We start from the raw sequence: 22,902 nt of genomic DNA on the forward strand, positions 1-22,902 counted from the left end.
GAAAGAGGGGTAAGGGGTGTTGTGTAACTCCTCTCCGGAAAGAGATGGGTAATTTTGATTACGGCTTTGCTACAAACGGCTTTGCTACATTATGAATGAAACTACAGACATAGAATATGACCTTATAATAGAGCCCGGGCGGGGCGTAAAGCATTACTGGCTGGACGTCTGGAAATATCGTGAACTCTTCGCCTTCCTTGCATGGCGCGATGTGCTGGTGAGATATAAGCAGACGGTCATAGGAATAGCATGGAGTATCATCAGGCCATTCCTGACCATGATCGTATTTACCGTCATATTCGGGAAATTGGCCAAATTCCCGTCAGAAGGCGCCCCGTATGCCATTATGGTTTACGCGGCAATGTTACCCTGGCAGTTATTTGCAAACTCTTTATCGGAAAGCAGCAGTTCTCTTATTGGTAACGCAAATTTAATCTCAAAGGTCTATTTCCCCAGGCTCATTATTCCGGCAAGCGCCGTCATTGTGAGCCTCGTGGATTTTCTCATCTCATTTTCTATTCTGTTTGTCCTGATGATATGGTATCAATTTATCCCGGATTGGCGGATCGTAACCATCCCATTGTTTTTATCCCTTGCGCTGCTTGTCGCACTTGGTTGTGGTTTCTGGATTTCTGCCTTGAATGTAAAGTATAGGGATTTCCGGTATGTCATTCCCTTTTTTGTACAATTTGGCCTGTATATCTCACCGGTTGGTTTTAGCAGCACCCTCATTCCCGAAAAGTGGAAGTTGGTTTATTCCATGAACCCGATGGTAGGTGTCATAGATGGATTCAGGTGGGCTATTTTAGGAACGGGTGTAAAGTTTTATTGGCCGGGTTTTATTTTGTCACTTGCGCTGACTGCAACTATATTAATTTCCGGTTTCTGGTATTTCAGGAAGACGGAGAGAACCTTTGCGGATGTGATATAGCAGGGCGCATGGCGCAAAGGGCATAGCGCGGGGGCGCAAAGAGCATAAAGAGAGATTGCATTCTTTATCAATAATACCTGAGGTTATCGTATCATGAAAACATTCATACTTGCCGGTGGCGGAGGGGAAAGGCTTTGGCCTTTATCCAGAAATAATTTCCCGAAACAATTTTTAAAATTGAACGGGAGTATGTCCCTTTTACAGCAAACCGTTGACCGGCTTCTGGGCGCTGTTTCCCCGGAGGACACTATTGTCATAACAAACAAGAACTACCAATTTCATGTTTCTTCGGCGCTGAATTCTCTGCCAGGTTTGAATGGCTCTGTTTCCGGCGCACGCACGATACTTGAGCCTTTGAGCAGGAATACAGCGCCCGCAATAGCGCTCGGAGTGAAATACTGTAAAGAAAAGCTCAAGTGCACGGAGGACGAAATAATATTTTTATCCCCCTCCGATCACATCATAAAACCGCCGGAAGAATTTGCAGAACGGGTGAGGCATGCAGAAGAGATTGCCCAAAAAGGTTATATTGTAACCTTTGGTATAAAACCGGATAAGCCCGAGACTGGTTACGGGTATTTAAAGTTCAGCGATCAATCTTCAGGGAATTGTGCCAAAAAATTCTTTAAAGTGGAAAGATTTGCGGAGAAGCCTGACAGAGACACGGCAAAGCAATATATCCATGAGGGCAACTATTATTGGAATTCAGGCATGTTCGCCTTTAGTATAAGAACAATAATGAGAGAACTTCAGCGCTATGCGCCGGAAATAACTGAAATGTGCCATCTGAGTTATGAAGAAATGCTCTTGCAATTTCAGCACATGCCCAATATCTCCATCGATTATGCAGTTATGGAAAAATCAGACAAGGTTGTAGCATTGCCATTTGATTTATACTGGAACGACGTAGGTTCGTGGGATTCTTTATTTGATATTCTTGATAAGGATGCGAATGGCAACGTTCTCCAGGGGGATGTTATGGCAATAGACACAAAAGACTCCTTTCTCCTGGGCAAAAAAAGACTCATTACCACCGTAGGCCTTGAAAACTGCCTTGTGGTAGAAACGGACGACGCCATACTGATAGCAAAGAAGGGAGAGGCGCAAAAGGTAAAAGACATCGTAAAGAAACTCAATGAAAATTCAAGACCGGAGGCCGTTGAACATGTTACTACATACAGACCATGGGGAAACTATACCGTGCTTGAAAACGGCCCGCGGTATAAAATAAAGCGGATTGTAGTAAACCCGAATGAAAAGCTCAGCCTGCAAATGCATTATCACCGGTCAGAACACTGGGTGGTTGTAAAAGGAAGTGCAAAGGTGACTACCGGCGATAAGGAGAGTTTTATCCATGAAAACGAATCGGCATATATACCGAAATCAACGATGCACCGGCTTGAAAACCCCGGCAAAATACCCCTTGAAATAATTGAAGTGCAGAATGGTGAATATCTTGGGGAAGACGACATTGTCAGGTGTGACGATGTGTATGGCAGGGCGCAAGGAGCATAGCGCATAGAGCAAAGAGCAAAGAGCAAAGAGCACGGCGCAATATATGCTTTGCGCTCCAGGAGAGTGAGATGGTTAGATTCAGATTTCAGGATATGGAAATATGGCAAATGGCAATAGAGATTGCCGGTAAATTATTTGACATTGCTGATGGACTGGAAAAGAAGCGGCTGTATAGATTTGCAGAGCAACTTCGTGCTGCCGGGATGTCTATGTCTAACAACATCGCCGAAGGAAGCGGTTCAAATTCAGACAAGGAATTTTGTCAGTTCCTTAACATTGCTCACCGATCTACTTTCGAAAATGCAAATATCCTGATATTATTACAAAGAAGAAGTTTTATCGATCAAGCAACTACGGATTTATTATTAGAAGACCTGGATCATTTATGCCGAAAAATCACCAACTTTCAAAAATCCTTAAAATGATTTTTATTTTGCCCTGCGCTCTGCCCTCCGCTCCTGCCTGGGTGTGCGCACAATGTGGAGAAGTATACTTTGATGAGGCAGAAGTAGATACAATCCAGCAGATTATTCGTGCTGTAGACGAAAAAACGGAGAAAATGTCTGTCTCTGTGTAAATATATATGCTCTATTCACCTTTAACTTATTAACCTTAACCTGAAAATGCTCTTTGTTCTGAGTTCAAAGCTCAAAGCTCAAAGCTATGAGCTTTGAGCCATGACCTATAAACTATGAATGTCATTAAAGTCGAAAATCTTTCAAAAAAATACACCATCCGCCACCAGCAAAATGGCAGCTACACTGCCCTGCGTGATGTCCTTGCCGACAAGGCGAGAATGGTGGGCAATAGAATGCTCTCTGCCCTGTGCTCTCTGCGCCCTGCGCCCTGCGCCCTGCCCTCTGCGCATAATCCTTCCCGCGAGGACTTCTGGGCGCTCAAAGACGTCTCCTTAGAGGTTAAGCAAGGCGAGGTGGTTGGCATCATCGGCCGTAACGGCGCTGGCAAATCCACGTTATTGAAGATATTAAGCAGAATTACCGAGCCGACGACGGGTAGCGTCAAGATTAAGGGTAGGATAGCGAGTTTGCTTGAGGTGGGTACGGGTTTTCATTCGGAGTTAACGGGCAGAGAAAACGTCTATCTCAATGGCGCCATTCTCGGCATGACAAAGGCAGAAATAAAAAGAAAGTTTGAAGAGATCGTTGCCTTTGCGGAGATAGAAAAATTCCTGGATACGCCCGTCAAGAGATACTCCTCCGGAATGTACGTCCGCCTTGCTTTTGCTGTGGCGGCACATCTTGAGCCTGAGATATTAGTCATTGATGAAGTGTTGGCAGTAGGAGATGCCTCGTTTCAAAAGAAATGCTTGGGGAAGATGGGAGATGTTGCAAAAAAAGGAAGAACGGTTTTGTTTGTGAGCCATCAAATGGGCGCAATAGCCCAATTGTGCAGCAAGGCTTTTCTCTTGAGCAAAGGCAGTATTGCGAAAACAGGAGATACACAGCATGTAATTGACTATTATCTGAGCGAAGCATCATCGGCAAGCCAAAATGGATTTACCGCCAGTGCGAATTCCAGTAAAGAGATGTTCATTGCCAAAGCTCAAACTCTAAATTCTGAAGGGGGAATAACATCTTATTTTACTCATAAAGAAAAAATTATTATAAGTGTCACTTGTCAAATTAATCAATGGATACCTAATACAGTTATGGGCTTTTTTATAAAAGATCAAAGGGGAAGAAAGGTTTTTACCAGCGAAAATGAGGAATGGGAAAAAATAACTCAACAGCAAAAAGAAGTATATACAATAGTTACTATACCTTCTAATTTTCTTGTTCCAGGACAATACATGATTACATTTGCTATTAGTATTCCTAATGTAAGAATTGTTGATTTGGTGGAAGACGCGTTAATAATAACCATAATCGATGGTGGTTCAATTTTTGCCGCACATGAAGGATATGACTATGGATGTGTTTTTGCCGACTGCAAATGGAGTATCAACAATATTAAAGAAGGCGTGTGTTGATGGCTGAAACACTTGGTTCTTTATGCGATAAATTAACAATCGTCAAGCTCAAACAGTGGCACTCCGAAGATTCAGAGCGCCTCAAAAGTCTTGAAGTTCAGGAAAAACAGCTTCAAACGGAGATTGATGGATTCATTTACGCTGCAATTTCAGGACAGATTCCATTGGAAAGGCTGACATTTTCTGCAAATAAAGTTTACAAACAAGAAAGTAACATCGTCACTGAAGTAATAGGGAGTATTGGAGAAATCTTCTCCAAACTTGCCAATGTCAACAACTCATTATGGCATGAGCAGGAAAAAGTTTATGAATTTGAAAAGGTGCCACTAGAAGAAAAGGATTTGGTCGTTAAAAAACTTGCCCTGCTCAATCTTGAACGTAATAGTTGTATTGATCAGATTGATAAGCAGTTTCGCTCTCTTATCAAACAACGAAATAATGCGTTATAATTTGCTATAGGGAGACAAATATGCATCTTATTCACAGAAAAACTTGTCGTGTCTGTGGTTCAAGAGAGCTTACCAAAGTGATTGACCTTGGTGAACAATATCTTCAGGGATCATTTGTGAAGCCTGGCAAAGAAATGCCCCCCATGCGCAAGATTCCAACATCTCTTCTTCGTTGTGATTCCATGAAAGATGAGCTTGCCTGTGGCCTTCTCCAGATGGAGCACACCGTTCCCCCGGAAATTCTTTATTCAGCCTACTGGTACCGCTCCGGCACAAACAATACGATGCGGCAACATCTGCGCGGCATAGTAGAAGAAGCCTGCAACATTTTCAACAAACCCGCTGCTCGCGTTCTTGACATTGGCTGCAATGACGGAACATTGCTTAGTTATTATCCGGATAAATTTGAAAAGTATGGCGTGGACCCTTCGGATGTTGCACAGGAAATAAAGGGCAATGTTACTGTAGTGCAGGACATTTTCCCGTCAAATGAGCTAATGAGCCTATTACAAGAAAAACGGATTGACATCATCACCTGCATTGCCATGTTTTACGACCTTGAGGACCCCATTGCGTTTACTAAAGGGATTAAAAACATTCTTTCACCAGATGGAATCTGGATCTTTGAGATGTCGTATATGCCAACTATGCTTAAGATGACATCCTATGATACTATTTGTCATGAGCATTTGGAATATTATAGTCTGGCAGTCATTGAGTATATCATGAGGCAAGCGGGAATGAAGATAATGAATGTCTCGCTTAATGCTATTAATGGCGGCAGTATTCGCTGCTGTGCCACTCATGCTGAAAACTTTGCTTACAGAAAGGACGGGTTTATTCAGAATATCAAGGCACTGCATCAAGAAGAGTTTGACCTGGAACTGGATACTGACAAGCCGTACAAGCATTTCCAGGACTGTGTCAATGTCCATAAAGAGGAGCTCAACACTCTATTGAAAAAAATAAAAAAAGAGGGCAAGCGGATTCATATCTATGGCGCATCAACCAAGGGAAACACGATTTTGCAATGGTGCGGTATTGACAATCGTATCATTGATGTTGCTGCAGAACGAAATCCGGACAAATATGGAGCCCTCACTATTGGTACAGATATTCCGATTGTTAGTGAAGCGGAATCACGGGCCATGAATCCCGACTATTACCTCGTCTTGCCCTGGCATTTTAAAGAAGAATTTATTGAGCGTGAGCAAGAGACACTTAACAAAGGTATTGGTTTAATTTTCCCTCTACCAACCATAGAAATTATCAAAAAACAGAAGGCAGGCTGATTATGAGGTTTTTTACGCAAATGTGCCATAGAGCAAAAAGGTTGAAGCAATTAATTGGTATTTCAAATAACCCAGAAAAATTGATAATTCCGACTGAGGATAAATTTCAGCACAGACCTCTGAAATTTTATCAAACACCAATTGGTAACTATTATTTACCAGCCGATACCACTAAGGATTGCATTGCAAACGACATGAAGTCTGGAAAAATATTTGAACCAGAAATTGTTGATGCTGTTAGTGAATATATTAAAAAGGATACAATTGTCCTCGATATAGGCGCAAATTTTGGACAAATGTCTTTGTTATTTTCTCAGCTTACCGGCGAGGACGGACAAGTTTTTTCTTTTGAAGCTGATGATTATATATTTTACGTTCTTCAGCAAAATATCATGGCAAACAATTGTCATAATATTAGAGCATTTCTCGGAGCAGTTTATGACCAAACAGAGAAGGTAATGTTTTATCCAGTTCAAGACTTTAAGAAATTTTCTGCCTATGGTTCTTACGGTTTAGAACCGAAGGCAACTAATGGCAGAAAAATTGAAACTATCGCTATTGACGACCTGAAAATTGACAGAGAAATTAGCTTTATGAAAGTTGACGTGCAAGGTAGCGATTTATTTGCCATGCGGGGTGCAATAGAAACTATCAAAAGGCATAAAATGCCGATAATTTTTGAATTTGAACAGCAGTTTCAAAATGAATTTGACACCAGTTTTCAGGATTATTTAGATTTTATTACATCGATTTCTTACAAGGTTGAGAAAATCATTTACAACATCAACTATTTGCTTGTTCCTGACTCTAGAAAAATATTCAGTATGGCAGCAAATATTACTATAACCAAGAATTCAAACACTATAAAATTGCCACGTTGCCAGTCTTTGTGCAAGTTTTTGCAATCTAGATCAGAAATTGATGAATGTACGGCATTTCTTTATCGCAACGGTTTTGTCTCCCATAACATTAAATGTAAAGATTGGGATTTGGCACATATTATTCCGAAGATAGACGATGGAAATTTTCTAGATATAGGGAGTTCCGACTCATACATTTTGAAAAATCTTGCTCTCAAGAAAATTCGCGGTGAACTGTATGGGATAGATTTGCGAGAACCTAATGTTCCGGTTAAAGGGGTGAAATATTTAATAGGGAATTTGATGGATACCAAACTGCCAGACAAGTTTTTTAAAAATATCACTTGTCTCTCCGTTATCGAGCATGAAATAGATTTTACTAAGTTTGCCCACGAAGTAGCGCGTTTGCTAGAAGACAATGGCAGACTGTTCGTTACCTTCGATTACTGGAATCCAAAAATTACCTCAAATGTAAAGCTCTATGGTTTAAGTTGGCAACCGCTTGATGAGCAATCTGTAAAACAATTTATCGCTGAATGCAAAGCAAACGGTCTATATTTAGTTCAAGATATGGACTGGACAATTAACGAGGCGGTGATTCGTGACGGTTATTACTCTCCCGATCCAACCCTGAATTATACATTTGGTATAGTTGTTTTTGAAAAACAATAACAGCCTGTAATTTGTTAATAATTATTGTGACCTAAGCTAATTTATGTATGAATGCCCTCATCTTCGGCGCGAACGGACAGGACGGATATTATCTCACCGGGCTTTGCAAGATCAAGGGTATTAAGCCCATTGGCGTTTCACGATCCGGTAATTGGGTTAAAGGCGATGTGTCCTGCTATAATGAAGTAGAAAAATTAATTAAAGAATATACTCCGACCTATATCTTTCATATCGCCGCTAATTCTACTACACGGCATGATGCATTATTTGAGAACCATGCTACGATTTCGACTGGCACCCTGAACATTCTTGAAGCCGTAAGGCTATTCAGCCCTTCTTCAAAAGTCTTTTTAACTGGAAGTGGTGTTCAGTTTGAAAATAAAGGGATGCCGATATCCGAAACTGACAATTTTGAGGCTAGCAGCCCGTACTCTGTAGCGCGTATTCACTCAGTATATGCAGCACGATACTATCGTTCGCTTGGATTGCGTGTCTATATAGGCTATTTGTTTCATCATGAAAGTCCACAGAGGAAAGAGCACCATGTGAGCAAAATGATAGCCCTTGCGGTAAAGCGTATTGCTGCAGGTGCAATTGAGATAATAAAATTGGGTGACATTTCCGTGAAAAAGGAATGGACATTTGCCGGTGATGTGGCAAGAGGCATTTTTACACTCATTGAGCAAGATACTGTTTTTGAAGCGGTCATTGGTTCTGGTGTAGCTTATTCGATAGAAGATTGGCTGGAGCAGTGTTTTCATCTGATAGGGAAAGATTGGCAAAAGTATGTTAAGTTTAAAAAAGGGTTTATATCTGAATATAAGTGTTTAATTTCTAACCCGGCAACAATGAATGCATTAGGATGGACTCCAACGGTGGAATTCATCGAATTGGCGAAAATGATGATAAAGGGTTCTTAGCGTTTTGAGAATTTGTGATACAAAAATCCCATGAACATACCTTTAGATGTTTTTTCATATTTTTGTGTGTACCAAGTATGGTTTAGGATTTGGCATGAATTACTCACTAAATGGAGCTTTATTGAAATATATAAGCCGATACACCGCGTAAAGATACTGGCAGAAGGTGGGTTTGACAGGGAAATCCTGCAAGGGCTAACCTATGATAAAGGTAAAAGTGCAAAGAATTGAATAAGTGCAAAAGAATACTATTAGGCCAACTTGCTGCAAGAGGGGATTGCCTATATGCCACAACGATTAGTCATCAGATTAAAGTAGACTACCCGAAATGTCATTTAACCTGGGCGATAGGAACAATGTGTAGTTCAATTTTAATTGGGAACCCTTATGTTGATGAGATTTGGGAAATCCCAATTGTAAATCATGAAGATGTTTACGAAGCTTGGCAGCGTTTTGAAACTGAAGCATCAGAACGAAAGAAAAAAGGTGACTTTGATGAAGTATTTTTAACTCAAATTTTCCCGAATAATTTTCAAAATTTTGATGGTTCTGTTAGATCTTCTCTTTTTCGAGGATACCCTAACCCCATAACAGTACCTATTTCTCCTGTATTAAGACTGTTACCTTCTGAAGTTGAAAAAGTTCGTTATTTTTCTGAATCGAATCATATTCAGGCTTACAAAAATGTAATACTATTTGAATATAGCTCAAAAAGTGGTCAATCATTTGTAACTCCTTACTTTGCTCTGGAAGTTGCTCATAGTCTAATTCGTAAATTTCAAGACATGTGCGTAATACTTTCTTCAGACATACCGATTCAATCAAATAATGAAAGAATTATTGATGGAAGCGTGTTATCTTTTCGTGAAAATGCAGAGTTAACAAAGTATTGTACGTTACTAATTGGCTGTTCGAGTGGAATTTCATGGCTTTCAACTTCTGATTGGGCGAAACCACTTAAAATGGTCCAATTATTGAAAAAAGATAAATCCATTTATGGATCATTTATTTATGATTTTAAGTATTACAATATTTCAACCAAAGAAATTATTGAAATTACAGATTGTCCGGTTGAAAGAGTAGTAAATTGCATTGAAACTATTATTACTAAAGGGTTCTCTGAAGCAAGATTATTATTTAGTGAAAATATTCCGCTCACTTTTGAGTCTTATAAACAAATCCACCTGAACTTTATCTTAGGATATAAAATAAAAAAATCTATCATCTTGTTGCTTAGCAATATTGAAAGACATGGTTTCCATTGGCAAATTATAAAAATTACCTTTCGTAATATTATTGCATTTTCTATACATAAATTATCTAAAATAATAAAATGAAAACTATGAATTACGCACAGCTTAATGAACTTCCTCCTTCACCACCTGGCAAAACCGGTTGGCCTTGGACAGAAAAATATGCTCATTTGCCGCCAAAAATGCCAAATGGTAAGCCATGGGCAAAAATCAGTATTGTCACTCCTTCTTATAATCAGGGACAGTTTATAGAAGAAACCATACGCTCTGTACTCTTGCAAGGTTATCCAAATCTTGAATACATTATCATAGATGGTGGTAGTACAGATAATTCAGTTGAGATTATTAAAAAATACGAGCCATGGCTTGCCTATTGGATTTCAGAAAAGGATTGTGGTCAGAGCCATGCAATAAATAAAGGTTTTAAACGGGCAACAGGAGGCATTATGGCATGGTTAAACACTGATGATATCTATGCTAAGAATACTTTAACTAAGATCGCAACAAAATTTGATATTTCCAGACCTCAAATCCTCTGTGGAGGTATTGGTTTTTATGATTCAGACAGTCGTATTCTTCCTCAAACTATGTTTGGAGCTACTACTTATCAAGAAATACTTAAGATGCCAAGGTTTACGCTTCCTCAGCCCGGTGTTTTCTGGACAAAAATACTTTGGGAACTTGTTGGACCACTTGATGAATCATTATATTTTTCAATGGATTATGAGTTGTGGCTTCGAATATTTTTAAAATTACATGAGCGAGACATTATTACCCTTGAAGATGCACTAGCCTATGCGAGAAGGCATGAATTACAAAAAACCCATACAAGCAATCTCCGCAAAATAAGTTTAGAGTTGAATATCGTGAGATTTAGACATGTTACCAGCTTGGGGAAAAGTCCTCTCATCTTCTTATTCAAGTGCTATTTTGATCGTGCGCTGAGGTATTCTCATGAGTCAAAAGGATTTGTTCGGCGATTCATACTGAACTGGTTGCCAAGAAAGCAGGATATTAACCTTCTTGTAGACTATATACACTTCCTAAAATCTTTAAAAAATGCCGGATGCACTAGTTAGTGTTATCATACCAACTTATAACAGGTCTGTGTTGTTGCAAAGGGCTGTCCAAAGCGTTCTGTCTCAGAGCTATTCCAATCTCGAAGTGTTAATAATTGACGATGCTTCTACTCTTGATTATTCTGACGTGCTTAAAGAATTTGATGACACCAGAATACGCTATATCAGGCATGAACAGAACAAAGGACCGGCTGCTTCGAGGAATACAGGCATACGGCTAGCGCAAGGAGCGTATATTGCTTTTAATGATGATGATGACGTTTGGGATAATGAAAAATTAGAAAAGCAAATGCACCGTATGCAGGCATCTGAAGACAATGTAGGATTAGTATTTTCAAAATACAAGAAAATATTGAAAGACGGGTCAGAAAAAGAAATTCTTCCCGCAAATCAAGACATTTCTCATTGCCATAGATTGCTTTTAGAATATTGTTTTATTGGAACGCCTACGGTATTGATTAAAAGAGAGTGTATTGAAAAATCAGGTGCTTTTGATGAGAACCTGCCATGCCTTGAGGATTGGGATCTATGGATCAGGGTATCCAAATATTATTCATTTGCGTATATACCTGAAAACCTGGTCTTTGCCTACGAATCCATAAATAGTGTAAACATAAATAAAGAAAATAATGCGTTAGCACTAGAAGCAATACTGAACAAATATATTGATGAAATCTCATTGGACAAAAAATTGTTAAGCTTGTATTACTGGAGAATTGGTGTTGCCAAAGGAGAAATACATGATTTTAAGAAGAGCCTGTTGTTTTTGAGTAAATCAGCTCTATATGATTTTAGATTATCTACTACGTTTAGAATTTGTTTAATCGTATTAAAGTTATATAAAATAATGCGGTAAGTTGAAAATAATATTGCTATCTACATTCAAAATAAAGGGAAGAAGATGATTTTTATAAAGAGACTAAGATTAATAATCTTTCGTATATCTACTTCTAAATACATATGGAATATTTTTGAGTACATTTATCTTAAATTGTGCTGCGATGAATTTAAATATCCTCCTAGGCATATCCGACGTATTGTGGGTGGTCCATCCATACGCGAGTATGCATCTGTTGGGATGGAATTTACCATTTATCTTAAATTACTTTGTAGTTTAAAACCGTACCACCATGTTCTTGAAATAGGGTGTGGATGCGGTCGTATTGCACAAAATCTAATTGATCATATTGATGAAGGTTCCTACGAGGGGATTGATGTTAATAAGAAAGTAATACAATATGCAAAAAAAAAGATTGAGCAAGAGCATAGAAAATTTAAGTTCCATCACATAAACGTATATAGTGGGAGTTACAATTCTGAGAGTAATGTTATGCCTTCAGACTTTAGATTTCCATACAGGGACAATAACTTTGACATAGTATTTGCGAGTTCAGTTTTTACCCATATGACTCCGCCTGGTTTAAGAAATTATATTTGTGAAATATATAGAGTACTTAAACCAAATGGAATTTTAATGAGTACATTTCATTTAACAAAAGATTTAACTCAATTAGTAACTAATTATGTTGATGTTAGGCCTGATAGCATGGATTCCAAGTATTACAAAGTTGCGGACGTTAATATACCAGAAATAAATGTAGCGTATGATGAAAACTATATACTCAATTTGTTTAAAAACGATAATTTATCATTAATTGGTGCTCCCTATTTTGGCAAATGGAATAATAGGGAAAACCATCTTTCGTGGCAAGATATTTTACTACTAAAAAAAGTTCCATTGAAGTAGAGATTCGGTTTTATTGTTGATGACATTATTATGCGGTATATTTTTCATGATGCAAATAACGGTAAGGGTTATATATGGATCTATCAATCCTCCTGGTTAACTGGAACACAGGAATATTATTAGTGGAATGTATACGGTCTATCTATAAATTTACAACAGAACTAGCATTTGAAATTATTGTTGTAGATAACGCATCCTCAGATGGTTCTGTGCAAATGCTTGAGGTAGAATTTCCAGAAATCAAATTGATTAAGAATACTCAAAATGTGGGTTTTGCCAAGGCCAATAATCAGGCATATTTAGAGTCTAAAGGTAAGTATATATGCTGCCTTAACCCTGATACCGTATTGTTAAACAATGCCCTGGAAGTGATGTATGAATATCTCTTGAATAACCCTGAATGTGGAATCGTTGGTCCAAAATTGTTGAATCCGGATGGAACCATTCAATATGTATGTGCCAGGCGGCTCCCGAATCTGTATACATCATTTGTCTGGATTACCGGGTTGAACCAACGCTGGCCCAATATTTTTGAGGGATTAAATATTGAAAGCTGGGATCACAAGAATAGTAGAGAGGTAGACTGCCTTGCAGGTGCTTGTATTGTCTTCAGAAGAGATTTTTCAAAGGATAATAAAATATTTAATGAGAGCTACTTTATGTTTGGCGAAGATGTGGAGATTTGTCTTTGGGCGAAAAGATGTGGTTACATTATATACTATCTGAGTAATGCAGAAGTACTGCATTATGGGCAGGCAGCGGTAAAAAAACACGATACGGTAGAATTGCATTATTTTATAAGCTTGGAAATTTATTTTAGAAATAACCATGGCATGTTAAAGGCAACACTATTCCGTTTACTGGTAATTATGGTTATGTTATCAAGGATGATGTTGCTAAGAAGAAAAGGAAAATGTGGAAAAATACTTGCCTGGACAATTGGTTTAAAAGTAAGTTTAACTTAAATTGGCGGATTTTTATCATGTGCGGAATTTGTGGTATTTTTGACACAAAAAACAGGGTTGTGGATGAGAAAATAATTACAAGGATGAGAGATATTATGTTTTCTCGTGGTCCTGATGATGCTGGTATTTATGTCTCGAATCATATCGGATTGGGGCACCGCCGTTTGAAGATTATCGACCTTTCATCCAATGCCAGGCAGCCTATGAGTAATGAAGACGGATCAATTTTGACGGTATTTAACGGAGAAATATATAATTACAGGGAGCTTCACGATGAATTAGTTTCCTCGGGTCATATTTTCAAATCCAAAAGCGATACTGAAGTAATTATCCATGGATATGAGCAGTGGGGTATGGATGTGTTAACCAGGTTAAATGGTATGTTTGCCTTCGCTTTATGGAATTCTAATAAGGAAGAGCTTGTATTAGTTAGGGATCGCATAGGGGTTAAACCGCTTTTCTATTCTACAGTAAATGGGAATGTGTATTTTTCATCCGATATAAAATCGATAAAAGAAGCTTTAAATCAAGGGCTTGCCATTAACAATAAAGCAATTGATTCTTACCTTAGATTCGCCTGGATACCACAGGAATTGACAATTTATAATGAGGTCAAAAAAGTATTACCAGCTCATTATATAGTATTTGATAAATCATCGGTAAAAACTTATCAATATTGGCGTTTAGATTTTAATCGTAAACTTCATTATAAAAATGAGTCAGATTATATTGATCAAACAATTGAGTTGCTTGATCGTGCTGTAAAAAAAAGAATGTTGAGCGATGTTCCGGTAGGTGCTTTTTTAAGCGGTGGAATAGATTCTAGTCTCGTTGTTGCCTTCTTGTCAAAAAATAGTTCCATTCCTGTCAAAACCTTTTCAGTGGCTTTTGATGGCGAGGCTTTTAATGAGGCGCATTATGCATCAAGGGTTTCGAGGATTTTCCACACAGATCATGATGAGTTGCTGGCAAATATGGCAATCCCTGAAATCTTACCAAAGATTGTCCTGGCCTTTGGTGAGCCCTATGCCGACGCATCCCAGATTCCTACATATTATTTATCAAAGAAAGTTCGTGAGCATGTTACTGTGGCTTTAAGCGGGGACGGGGGAGACGAATGTTTTGGTGGTTATGATGATGTAAAGATTGTAAAGGCGGCATCTATTTATCGAAATATATTACCCATAACCCTTCGAAACAAAATGCTTCCTCTTTTTTGTAAATGGCTTATGAATCGTTTTCGTAATAAAGCAGTACTACATAAATTTCATACACTAATCGAGTATGGAAGACAATCTTTTATAGATAGCGTAAGATTAAGTTCTACTTTTAACCTAACTGACTACGCTAAACTTTATACGCCATGGTTTAAAGAGCAAATAGCAGATCATAATCCATACGGTATATATTCAGACTATTTATCCTCAGCAAATACCATCGATGATATTGATAAGGCCCTCTATATAGATATAATGACTCAATTGCCTGACGGTTATCTGGTAAAGGTAGACGTAGCGTCGATGATGAATTCTCTGGAAGTAAGGTCGCCTTTCCTGGACTATAAAATGATGGAATACGCAGCGAGCATACCATCAAACATAAAGGTAAAGTATGGTATGCAAAAACATCTCTTAAAAAAGGTTGCAGCAAGATATTTGCCCAAAGAAGTCATTTACCGACGTAAAATGGGATTTAGTTTCAATCTTGCATTGATGTTAAGAACCAATTTAAAATCATTTGCAAAAGATATTTTACTGAATTCGCGTTTTAAACAGAGAGGTTATTTTAATTATCAATGGATGGAAAGCATGGTAGAAGAGCATTTCAACGGAATAAGAAATCATACAAATGCTATATGGAGTTTGTTGTGTCTTGAATTGTGGCATTTAATATTCCAAGACAAAATAATGAACATAGACGATTCAAATAAAGATCGTAAGGGGGGTTTGGAGTGATACAATGTTTGTGCCCGGAGTGTAAAAAAGAAATTGATTTTCAATCAAAAAGGTCAGCCTTGGAATGTACGAACTGCAAATTGCAATTTAAAAAGATCAAAGGTGTTCTTAAATTCACAGAGAAAGCCCAATATGCAGATTCATTCAGTACGGAGTGGACTCATTTCCGGAAAACACAATTAGATTCATATACGGGCACTCGGATAAGCGAAGGACTTTTTTATGAATATACGGGATGGCAGCCGTCCGATATGAAAGGCAAGAATGTATTGGATGTTGGATGCGGGACAGGTCGTTACCTTGAAGTTGTACTCAAAGCAGAGCCAGAAGCGCTTGTTGGAATTGATTTGAGTGAAGCCGTATATGTTGCTGCTGAAAATTTATTGCCGAATAATAACCGGCTCATGTTACTTCAATGTGACGCAAATCATTTACCATTGCCCGATCAAGTATTTGACTTTGTTTATTCAATAGGTGTCATCCATCATACTCCAGACCCTTACAAAACATGGAAGAACCTTGTTCGTCTGGTAAAGCCAGGGGGAAGATTTGCGATCTGGGTTTATGGAAAAGGTCGTGGTAATCGCTTGCCCTCCTGGATACCTCGTCCCATATATTTATACAAGTTCCTTGCAAACAGGATTATTCCATCAGGCACTATGTTAAAGATAGTATTATCCTATGTGCCGTGGGCGATTAAGTTAAATCGTCTGCCACTGATCGGCCTTGTTACTCGACAATTGTTTCCCGTTATTGATTATAAAGGGAGGTTTTCACTCACGGACGAAATGCTTATTGAATGGGCTTGTCTGGATACTTTTGATTGCTTTACTCCAAAGTATGCCCGTACTTACTCAGTTGATGAAATTATTGGCTGGTACAAGAACAATGGCTTTGTTGATATCAAAGTTGGAAAACATCTGGTATCTGTTTCCGGAAGAAAATTATAAGGATAGATTGTGGCTTTAATGAAAGTATCAGATGTGTTTTATGAAGATTGTACAGACGAAAAGGCGGTAGGTATTGCTATATATATTCGCACTTTTATCAAAAATGCAACAGGAATTGATTTTGACTGTTGGTCATTGATGGAGAAGAAAAAGACGATTACACTGGGTAAAAATGTAGTGCAAACCAATGTCCTGGTCCCCATGAAAAAAAAATACAAATTTATACCCGAAACAATAAGAACGATTTATTATATTTGGTTAAAACTAAAAGAGATATCCTATCAAAAGGATGCAATAATTTATCATTCAACCACCTATTTTTGGCCATATCTCTTTAAAAAGAAAACCACTCCGTTAGTATTGATCATTCACGGTACAAACATGCCAATAACCACTATAGCCGTTGGTAAATGCAAGGCATTATTTGTTGCTAAATCTGATTCCTATGCTATTAAAAAAGCTGATAGAGTAATATTGGTGAGTCAGGAGGGTCTTAATTATTATCAAAATAAATATCCAAATTATGCTGGTAAGATGCGGTTTTATCCTACCTTTGTCGATAGCTCCATCTTCTATTCAGAGGATATGGAGGAATCGAAAGAAGTATTGGGATTGAAGGGTAAAACAGTCCTTTGTTATGTTGGCAGATTGGCAACTCAGAAAAAGGTTGCATTATTAATTAAAATCTTCAAAAGGATTCTTATAAAACGAAGAGATTGTTTCTTGTGTATTGTCGGGGATGGGCCAGATAGGGAAAAGCTATTACACCTGGTTGAGGAACTTAAAATAAAGGATAGTGTTCATTTTCATGGAAATGTTCCCAATCAAATAGTGAGAACCTTTTTTAATGCTTCAGTTGTGTCATTTACGTTGTCGTATTGGGAGGGAACGGCCAAAACAATATTAGAAAGTTTAGCATGTGGTACACCAGCAATTGTTTCAGATGTAGCCGACAATCGACAGATTATTACAAATGGCAAAGATGGTTTTGTACTTGATTCTGATGATGAGGAAAAAGGTGCAGCGTATGCCATTAAGATCATGGATAATTATGATCAGTTCTCCAAAAACGCACTGGATAAAGGGAAAGGATATTACGCTTCTGCGATTGTTCCCAAGATTATTCAGGAAATTAAAAGTGTCATAGAAAAACAGCATCTATAAGTTCCGATATCCGATAGAAATTATTTTGTCAATTATCTTTTGATCTTTCTTTTGAAAATGTTTTATGAAAATCCATGGAATGAGAGAACGGGGTAAGAAAGCATATACCTGGTTGCCAGAATCTAATCATATCCTGTTAGATATAGGGTGTGGGGTAGCTGGGTTTACAGGTTATTTCCGGGGTGATGAAAGAAGAGGCTGCCATGTGTTTAAGCGTGCCTTATAAAGGTTCATTTTGGTTTTTAGATGTTGAAAATTTTCGATACTACATAAATGAACTTATAACCTCCCCTTTATCCCCTCCTTCGCAAGGAGGGGATAAAGGGGAGGCCTTCCGATCAATTAAAAAAAGGTGAAATCCGGGTTGCCTCATAAACATTTTACGTTTGCCGAACTAAAGGAATTAGTCCACAGTTTCACAATTTTAAAATATTCCAGAACTGGTTGCTTCATTTATCCAACTTGTCTGATTGCTTATAGGGTAACCAAAAGGTTAAGAATTACTTTTTTGGATAGATTCGTGAGATTTCTTGCTGATGCTGACTATTCAATAGCATATGGAATTCATGCGTTTAATATAATGTTGTTAGTTAAAAAACCGAAAAAGAAATGATGACCTCGGTATTCAATAGAACCTCTTATATACTTAAGTGATAAATAGTGTTTTACAAAAACAACCTATATAAATTTCAATATTTAATCGTTATTTTTCTACCACTTATCTTTTGGTATCTTTGTGGAGAAATTTTTCTTTACAGGACGCCGTTCATCCTTCCGGTTTTTTTTATTCTTCCGTTTTTAGCTTTCCTGCTTATCAAGAAAAATATATTGGGATTATATATCATTATCGGGGCTATGTGCCTCTCCGGCGGGATTATCAGCATTGGAAGCGGTGGGCAGGTTATCGAATTTTTTTCTGATTTATCACTTCCCCTTAATCTTAATTTATTCGAGCTACTATCCTTGGGGACAATGGCGATATTGTATGCTTCAATTTGTTTAAAAAGAGACCTCAGGCTTTTTGAAGAAACGAGACTCAGTCATAGTATGTACATATTTTCCCTCGCCATAGTAATAAATTGGTTGTTTTCCTCGATCAGGACATATAATTTTGAGGGTTTATATGAGTTAAGAAGATTCATAAGCATGCCGCTCGTTTTTGTACTCATGATTAATCTTATTAAAAATGAAGAACAATTAAAATTTATTATCAAACTATTTATAGTTTGTATTGGTATAAAAAGCATTACTGGATTAATCACCATTTTTATTTCCCGCAGTTTTGTTTTGCTTTATCCAGGATGGTCGGAAACAACGGTTTTTTTAACTGTGATCTTTTTTTATCTTGGTTTTAGAGATAATTGCCCAGGTGATCCTCTTGTTAAAACAATGCGTATTTTTTTAATTCCGATGTGTTTGTGTATTCTTTTTTCTACCCGTCGCACCTTGTGGGGCTCTTTTATAATCACTATCTGTCTGTATTTCTTATTCATGAAGAAGACTGGTAAGATAAAGTTTATTGGATTACTGATTCCCGCAGGGGTGATATTTGTAACTCTAGTATCTTTGAGTGATAGTTCTCCTACTGCATCGAATGGTGAATTTTCATTATCAAGTGAAATTGAGTCCATGAAAAATCCTTTTGAGGCACACACCTTTATTCTTAGACAGTGGGAATGGAAGAATGCCTGGGAATATATTAAATTGAATCCTTTATTTGGAAATGGACTGGGGACTGTGTTGGAACCAATAGTTGATTTCAAGTATGTTAAGAGAAATGCCTTTGCAAGCATGGTCTTTCATAACAACTATTTGTGGATTTGGGCAAAGATGGGATTGGTTGTTTTTGTCCCATTTTTGTTACTTATATATCTTTCTATTAAAAATACTTATCAATTATATGTGGAATTAGAAGACCCATATTATAGAAGTGTATTGTTAGGAATATTCTTAAGCCTCATGAATTTTATTATTGCTGGCTTTATCTCTCCCTCAATGGCTGAAATCAAAATCAATGTGTGGCTTGGGTTTACTTTCGGGCTCATTGTGCTTATCAGGCGGTTTAAGAGATCAGAAATAATTTCACAAATAAATATTTGAAGAATACGGCGCCTTCATGGAGATAATCAAAAATAATGTTTGATTCACATTTTAAAGCAAAGAAATATTTTGATAAAAACGTTGAAAACTATTGGAAGAGATCTGAGGCTCAAGTTAAGAACTTCAGTTCAATGATCTTTCAGAGACGAATAGATATCGTAGAAAACTTTCTTCGTCGTGTTCGAAAAGGAACGGTTTTGGATTTTGGTATGGGACCGGCAGTTTTCGGTTCTTCTTGTATTTCTCAAGGATTGCGCTATATCGGGATTGATATTTCACCTGAAATGGTTCAAAAAGCAAAAAGTCTGAATTTGCAAAATGCTGAATTTATGGTAGGAGATATCGACTTGCTTGGTGTTTTTCGAAATAAAATGGATGCAGTATTATGTATAGGTTTGCTTGATTATCTTGAAGATCCGGAACAAGGGATTTTGGCACTTGCTGATTGTGTCAAACCCGATGGTTACTTAATTCTTTCTTTCAGGAATCGTTTTTCGCTTCCTCGATACTTACGCGATGTGTTAAAAATTTCCTTTAGCGTATTTCATCAATGCAAATTGAGCTGGCAAAAGAAGGCGTTTTTTTCGGAAGTACATGAAAAGGCATTTGATTACTCTACGCAATTATACCCAAAACTTGTCCATCTCGGATTTCGTGATTTCGAGGTTAATTATTTTAATTGTTCGCTTTTTTTCTTTAATTTTCCACTTCCCTCCTGGATTTGGAGGAAATGGCGTTGCTGGGATTCCCAATTGGCAAGTCAACGAACACGATTCTTGTGTTCAGGTGGTGTCATTGTCGCAAAAAGACGGCAAGACGACAGCCCATGAAATCGGTTTGGTTAATGTATCATGATGTTTATCGGGAAGAACCTTTACAAGGCATACCACGATCTGCCTCAATGTATCATGTGTCAGAAAAGATTTTCAAACAACATCTTTCGGTTATTATAGCGTCAGGTCGTAAGGTAATTACGATTACTGAGTTTCTTAAAGGCAATTTTGAAGATTCTGTGGTTTTAACTTTTGATGATGGATGGAGAGGGTCCTTTGAAATAGCAATGCCACTGTTACAGAAGTTTAATTTAAAAGCAACCTTTTTTATTACAAAAGATTTTGTGGGACGTAAAGGTTTTTGCAACCGGGAAAATATTCTCCGTGCTGTAAGCGCTGGTATGGAGATTGGACTGCACGGTACAACACATCGTATGTTGGCTTCATGTTCCAGGGAAGAAATTTTATGGGAATTTTGTACCTGCAAACAGTTTCTTGAATCGCTTTTGGGGCAAAAAATAGACTCTGCTTCTTTGCCCGGAGGTGATTTGAGCAGAATAATTATTGCATGCGCTAAAGAGGCCGGTCTTAAATCGTTATGTGCTTCAAGACCGGGTATTAATAAGATCGGGACATCCCTTTTCAACTTAAAAAGAGTTGCAATCAGAGAAAGTACATCTGCTTCAGAAGTTCAAAGATATTGTAATTATAATCTTAACAAAGAGTTGGTACGATGGGCTATATTCCGAGTTCCTTATTTGTTGATGGGAATGAAAAATTATGCCCATCTTCGCAGATGGCTACTAGGCGAAAGAAGAGGCGAAGGAGATATACTTTTCAAACCTTAATCCTTCCTTCTGTCATGCAACACATAAACCCGATAAATATTAAAGAAATGCCCTTGCTTTTAAATGAAAATGGGTTTGTGATTAACGATATAAAATATAATGTAACAAAAAAATATCAAAAACTATTTCCCAAGGGGTGGTTTGGCTATTGTGTTGCTCTTTTTGCTGTTAAAGGTGAATGATTTTATAGTCAGTGAAACTAATAACGATGAATATATTAATGCTATCACATTCAAGCGTCAATAACGCTTATCAAAAAAGATTAACAACTATTGCTAATCACGATTCTATAAAACTCACAGTGATTGTTCCTAAATCATATTATGAAGGTCGATTGCTTAAATCAAAAAAAGTTTCCGATTATTATAACTTTATAAGATTACATGCTTTTTTTTCAAAGACAGGCAGGCAGCATTTACATTTTTATTCTCCTTTCTCTTTATACAAAATTATTAAAATGACTAAAGCGGAAATAATACACTTGGATGAAGAACCGCAAAGTTTTATTTCATTTCTTACTATATTTCTTGCAAGATTAATTTCGAAAAATACAAAATTTATTTTGTACACAGCAGTTAATATCTTTAAAACACATAAAGAGTGGAGTTATTTTAGTTTGCAAAGATATTTGTATCCATTATGGGAAAAATATTCGTTAGACCATAGTGACGCTATTTTGGCGTGCAATCATGAGGCAATTGACATTTTTAATAAAAAGGGTTTTAAAAGAAAAATATACTATGTGCCATTAACAATAGATGAAAACGTTTTTAAGAAAAAAGATTGTTATTACCTTAAAGCGAAGCTTAAATTAAACTATTTTACCATAGGTTTTGTAGGAAAAATAGAGATAAAGAAAGGTCTTGCTACACTATTTAAAGCTCTTCGTCTAATTTATAAGAAATATACTTTAATAATCATTGGTGAGGGTCCGGATAAAGAACTTCTTGTCAATTTGTCAAAACAGTTGAATATGCAAGAGAATATCTTATGGCTAGGATTTGTTAATATGCCTCAGCTTCCTGATTATTATAGCTGTATGGATGTGTTAATTGTGCCATCTGAAACAACAACTGAATGGAAAGAGCAATTTGGCAGGGTGATAATTGAGGCTATGGCATGTGAAATACCAGTTATTGGTTCTTCGTCAGGAGAAATACCAAATGTAATTGGTGATACAGGTTTAATTTTTGAGGAAGGCAATGAAAAAGATCTTGCCGGGAAAATTTCAATTTTAATGGACAATAGTGAACTTAGGCAAAAACTGAGTGAAGCTGGAAGGAAAAGAGTATTGGAAAATTTTACGAATAAGAGAATCTCTGAAATGTTTTTTTCCGTCTATAATGAAATACTTAGTAATAATGAAAATAAAGTTAATGATTAATAATGTTTTACTTAGAAAATAGAATCTTATGCGACTTTTAACGAATTTGTTGTTA

Annotated in this window: 21 protein-coding genes; all 21 read left to right on the forward strand. The window is 37.3% G+C overall.

From position 1 onward, the window contains the following. Positions 1-91 precede the first annotated feature (91 nt). Positions 92-931 carry an ABC transporter permease gene (locus ABJL82_RS00685; protein ID WP_347272759.1) on the forward strand — a complete coding sequence of 280 codons (840 nt, stop codon included), beginning with the start codon at positions 92-94 and terminating at the stop codon, positions 929-931. A 93-nt stretch (positions 932-1,024) separates the two neighbouring features. Next, on the forward strand, positions 1,025-2,446 hold the full coding sequence (locus ABJL82_RS00690; RefSeq protein WP_347272760.1) for a mannose-1-phosphate guanylyltransferase/mannose-6-phosphate isomerase: 1,422 nt from the start codon (positions 1,025-1,027) through the stop codon (positions 2,444-2,446). A gap of 68 nt (positions 2,447-2,514) precedes the next feature. Further along, positions 2,515-2,871: a four helix bundle protein gene (locus ABJL82_RS00695; protein ID WP_347272761.1), complete on the forward strand. Its 357-nt coding sequence runs from the start codon at positions 2,515-2,517 to the stop codon at positions 2,869-2,871. After that, entirely contained in the window at positions 2,868-3,023 is a 156-nt protein-coding gene (locus ABJL82_RS00700; protein WP_347272927.1) for a YgiT-type zinc finger protein, read from the forward strand. Before ABJL82_RS00695 ends, ABJL82_RS00700 begins: the two co-directional genes overlap by 4 nt. Positions 3,024-3,137: 114 nt before the next feature. Continuing rightward, positions 3,138-4,436 (forward strand): ABC transporter ATP-binding protein, encoded by a 1,299-nt coding sequence (locus tag ABJL82_RS00705; protein ID WP_347272762.1) that lies wholly within the window; start codon positions 3,138-3,140, stop codon positions 4,434-4,436. After that, on the forward strand, positions 4,436-4,885 hold the full coding sequence (locus ABJL82_RS00710; protein WP_347272763.1) for a hypothetical protein: 450 nt from the start codon (positions 4,436-4,438) through the stop codon (positions 4,883-4,885). Before ABJL82_RS00705 ends, ABJL82_RS00710 begins: the two co-directional genes overlap by 1 nt. A 20-nt stretch (positions 4,886-4,905) precedes the next feature. Next, positions 4,906-6,177: a class I SAM-dependent methyltransferase gene (locus tag ABJL82_RS00715; RefSeq protein WP_347272764.1), complete on the forward strand. Its 1,272-nt coding sequence runs from the start codon at positions 4,906-4,908 to the stop codon at positions 6,175-6,177. A 2-nt stretch (positions 6,178-6,179) separates the two neighbouring features. Continuing rightward, entirely contained in the window at positions 6,180-7,709 is a 1,530-nt protein-coding gene (locus ABJL82_RS00720; RefSeq protein ID WP_347272765.1) for a class I SAM-dependent methyltransferase, read from the forward strand. Positions 7,710-7,756: 47 nt separating this feature from the next. Continuing rightward, entirely contained in the window at positions 7,757-8,629 is an 873-nt protein-coding gene (locus ABJL82_RS00725; RefSeq protein WP_347272766.1) for a GDP-mannose 4,6-dehydratase, read from the forward strand. 227 nt (positions 8,630-8,856) lie between these two features. Beyond that, positions 8,857-9,966 carry a hypothetical protein gene (locus tag ABJL82_RS00730; RefSeq protein ID WP_347272767.1) on the forward strand — a complete coding sequence of 370 codons (1,110 nt, stop codon included), beginning with the start codon at positions 8,857-8,859 and terminating at the stop codon, positions 9,964-9,966. A 5-nt stretch (positions 9,967-9,971) separates the two neighbouring features. Beyond that, the gene (locus ABJL82_RS00735) at positions 9,972-10,961 is read left to right on the forward strand and encodes a glycosyltransferase (RefSeq protein ID WP_347272768.1); all 990 of its coding nucleotides are present in this window, start codon (positions 9,972-9,974) and stop codon (positions 10,959-10,961) included. Next, positions 10,942-11,817, forward strand: coding sequence for a glycosyltransferase family 2 protein (locus tag ABJL82_RS00740; RefSeq protein WP_347272769.1), 876 nt, complete (start codon positions 10,942-10,944; stop codon positions 11,815-11,817). Before ABJL82_RS00735 ends, ABJL82_RS00740 begins: the two co-directional genes overlap by 20 nt. Before the next feature lie 222 nt (positions 11,818-12,039). Then, a complete protein-coding gene (locus ABJL82_RS00745; RefSeq protein WP_347272770.1) occupies positions 12,040-12,708 on the forward strand; it encodes a class I SAM-dependent methyltransferase in 669 nt (222 codons plus the stop codon). Positions 12,709-12,782: 74 nt separating this feature from the next. Continuing rightward, positions 12,783-13,673 (forward strand): glycosyltransferase family 2 protein, encoded by an 891-nt coding sequence (locus ABJL82_RS00750; RefSeq protein WP_347272771.1) that lies wholly within the window; start codon positions 12,783-12,785, stop codon positions 13,671-13,673. Next, on the forward strand, positions 13,622-15,628 hold the full coding sequence (gene asnB / locus ABJL82_RS00755) for an asparagine synthase (glutamine-hydrolyzing) (RefSeq protein WP_347272772.1): 2,007 nt from the start codon (positions 13,622-13,624) through the stop codon (positions 15,626-15,628). The genes ABJL82_RS00750 and asnB overlap by 52 nt, the downstream gene beginning before the upstream one ends. Before the next feature lie 251 nt (positions 15,629-15,879). Then, on the forward strand, positions 15,880-16,578 hold the full coding sequence (locus ABJL82_RS00760) for a methyltransferase domain-containing protein (protein ID WP_347272773.1): 699 nt from the start codon (positions 15,880-15,882) through the stop codon (positions 16,576-16,578). 18 nt (positions 16,579-16,596) lie between these two features. After that, entirely contained in the window at positions 16,597-17,742 is a 1,146-nt protein-coding gene (locus ABJL82_RS00765) for a glycosyltransferase family 4 protein (protein WP_347272774.1), read from the forward strand. A gap of 1,146 nt (positions 17,743-18,888) precedes the next feature. Further along, entirely contained in the window at positions 18,889-19,842 is a 954-nt protein-coding gene (locus tag ABJL82_RS00770) for an O-antigen ligase family protein (RefSeq protein ID WP_347272775.1), read from the forward strand. 35 nt (positions 19,843-19,877) lie between these two features. After that, entirely contained in the window at positions 19,878-20,672 is a 795-nt protein-coding gene (locus ABJL82_RS00775; RefSeq protein ID WP_347272777.1) for a class I SAM-dependent methyltransferase, read from the forward strand. Beyond that, positions 20,669-21,463, forward strand: a complete 795-nt coding sequence (locus tag ABJL82_RS00780; RefSeq protein WP_347272778.1) for a polysaccharide deacetylase family protein — start codon at positions 20,669-20,671, stop codon at positions 21,461-21,463. Before ABJL82_RS00775 ends, ABJL82_RS00780 begins: the two co-directional genes overlap by 4 nt. 208 nt (positions 21,464-21,671) lie before the next feature. Then, positions 21,672-22,847 carry a glycosyltransferase gene (locus ABJL82_RS00785; RefSeq protein WP_347272779.1) on the forward strand — a complete coding sequence of 392 codons (1,176 nt, stop codon included), beginning with the start codon at positions 21,672-21,674 and terminating at the stop codon, positions 22,845-22,847. The last annotated feature ends 55 nt before the right edge of the window (positions 22,848-22,902 follow it).

The organism is Candidatus Kuenenia sp. (assembly GCF_039794105.1).
Taxonomy (GTDB): Bacteria; Planctomycetota; Brocadiia; order Brocadiales; family Brocadiaceae; genus Kuenenia.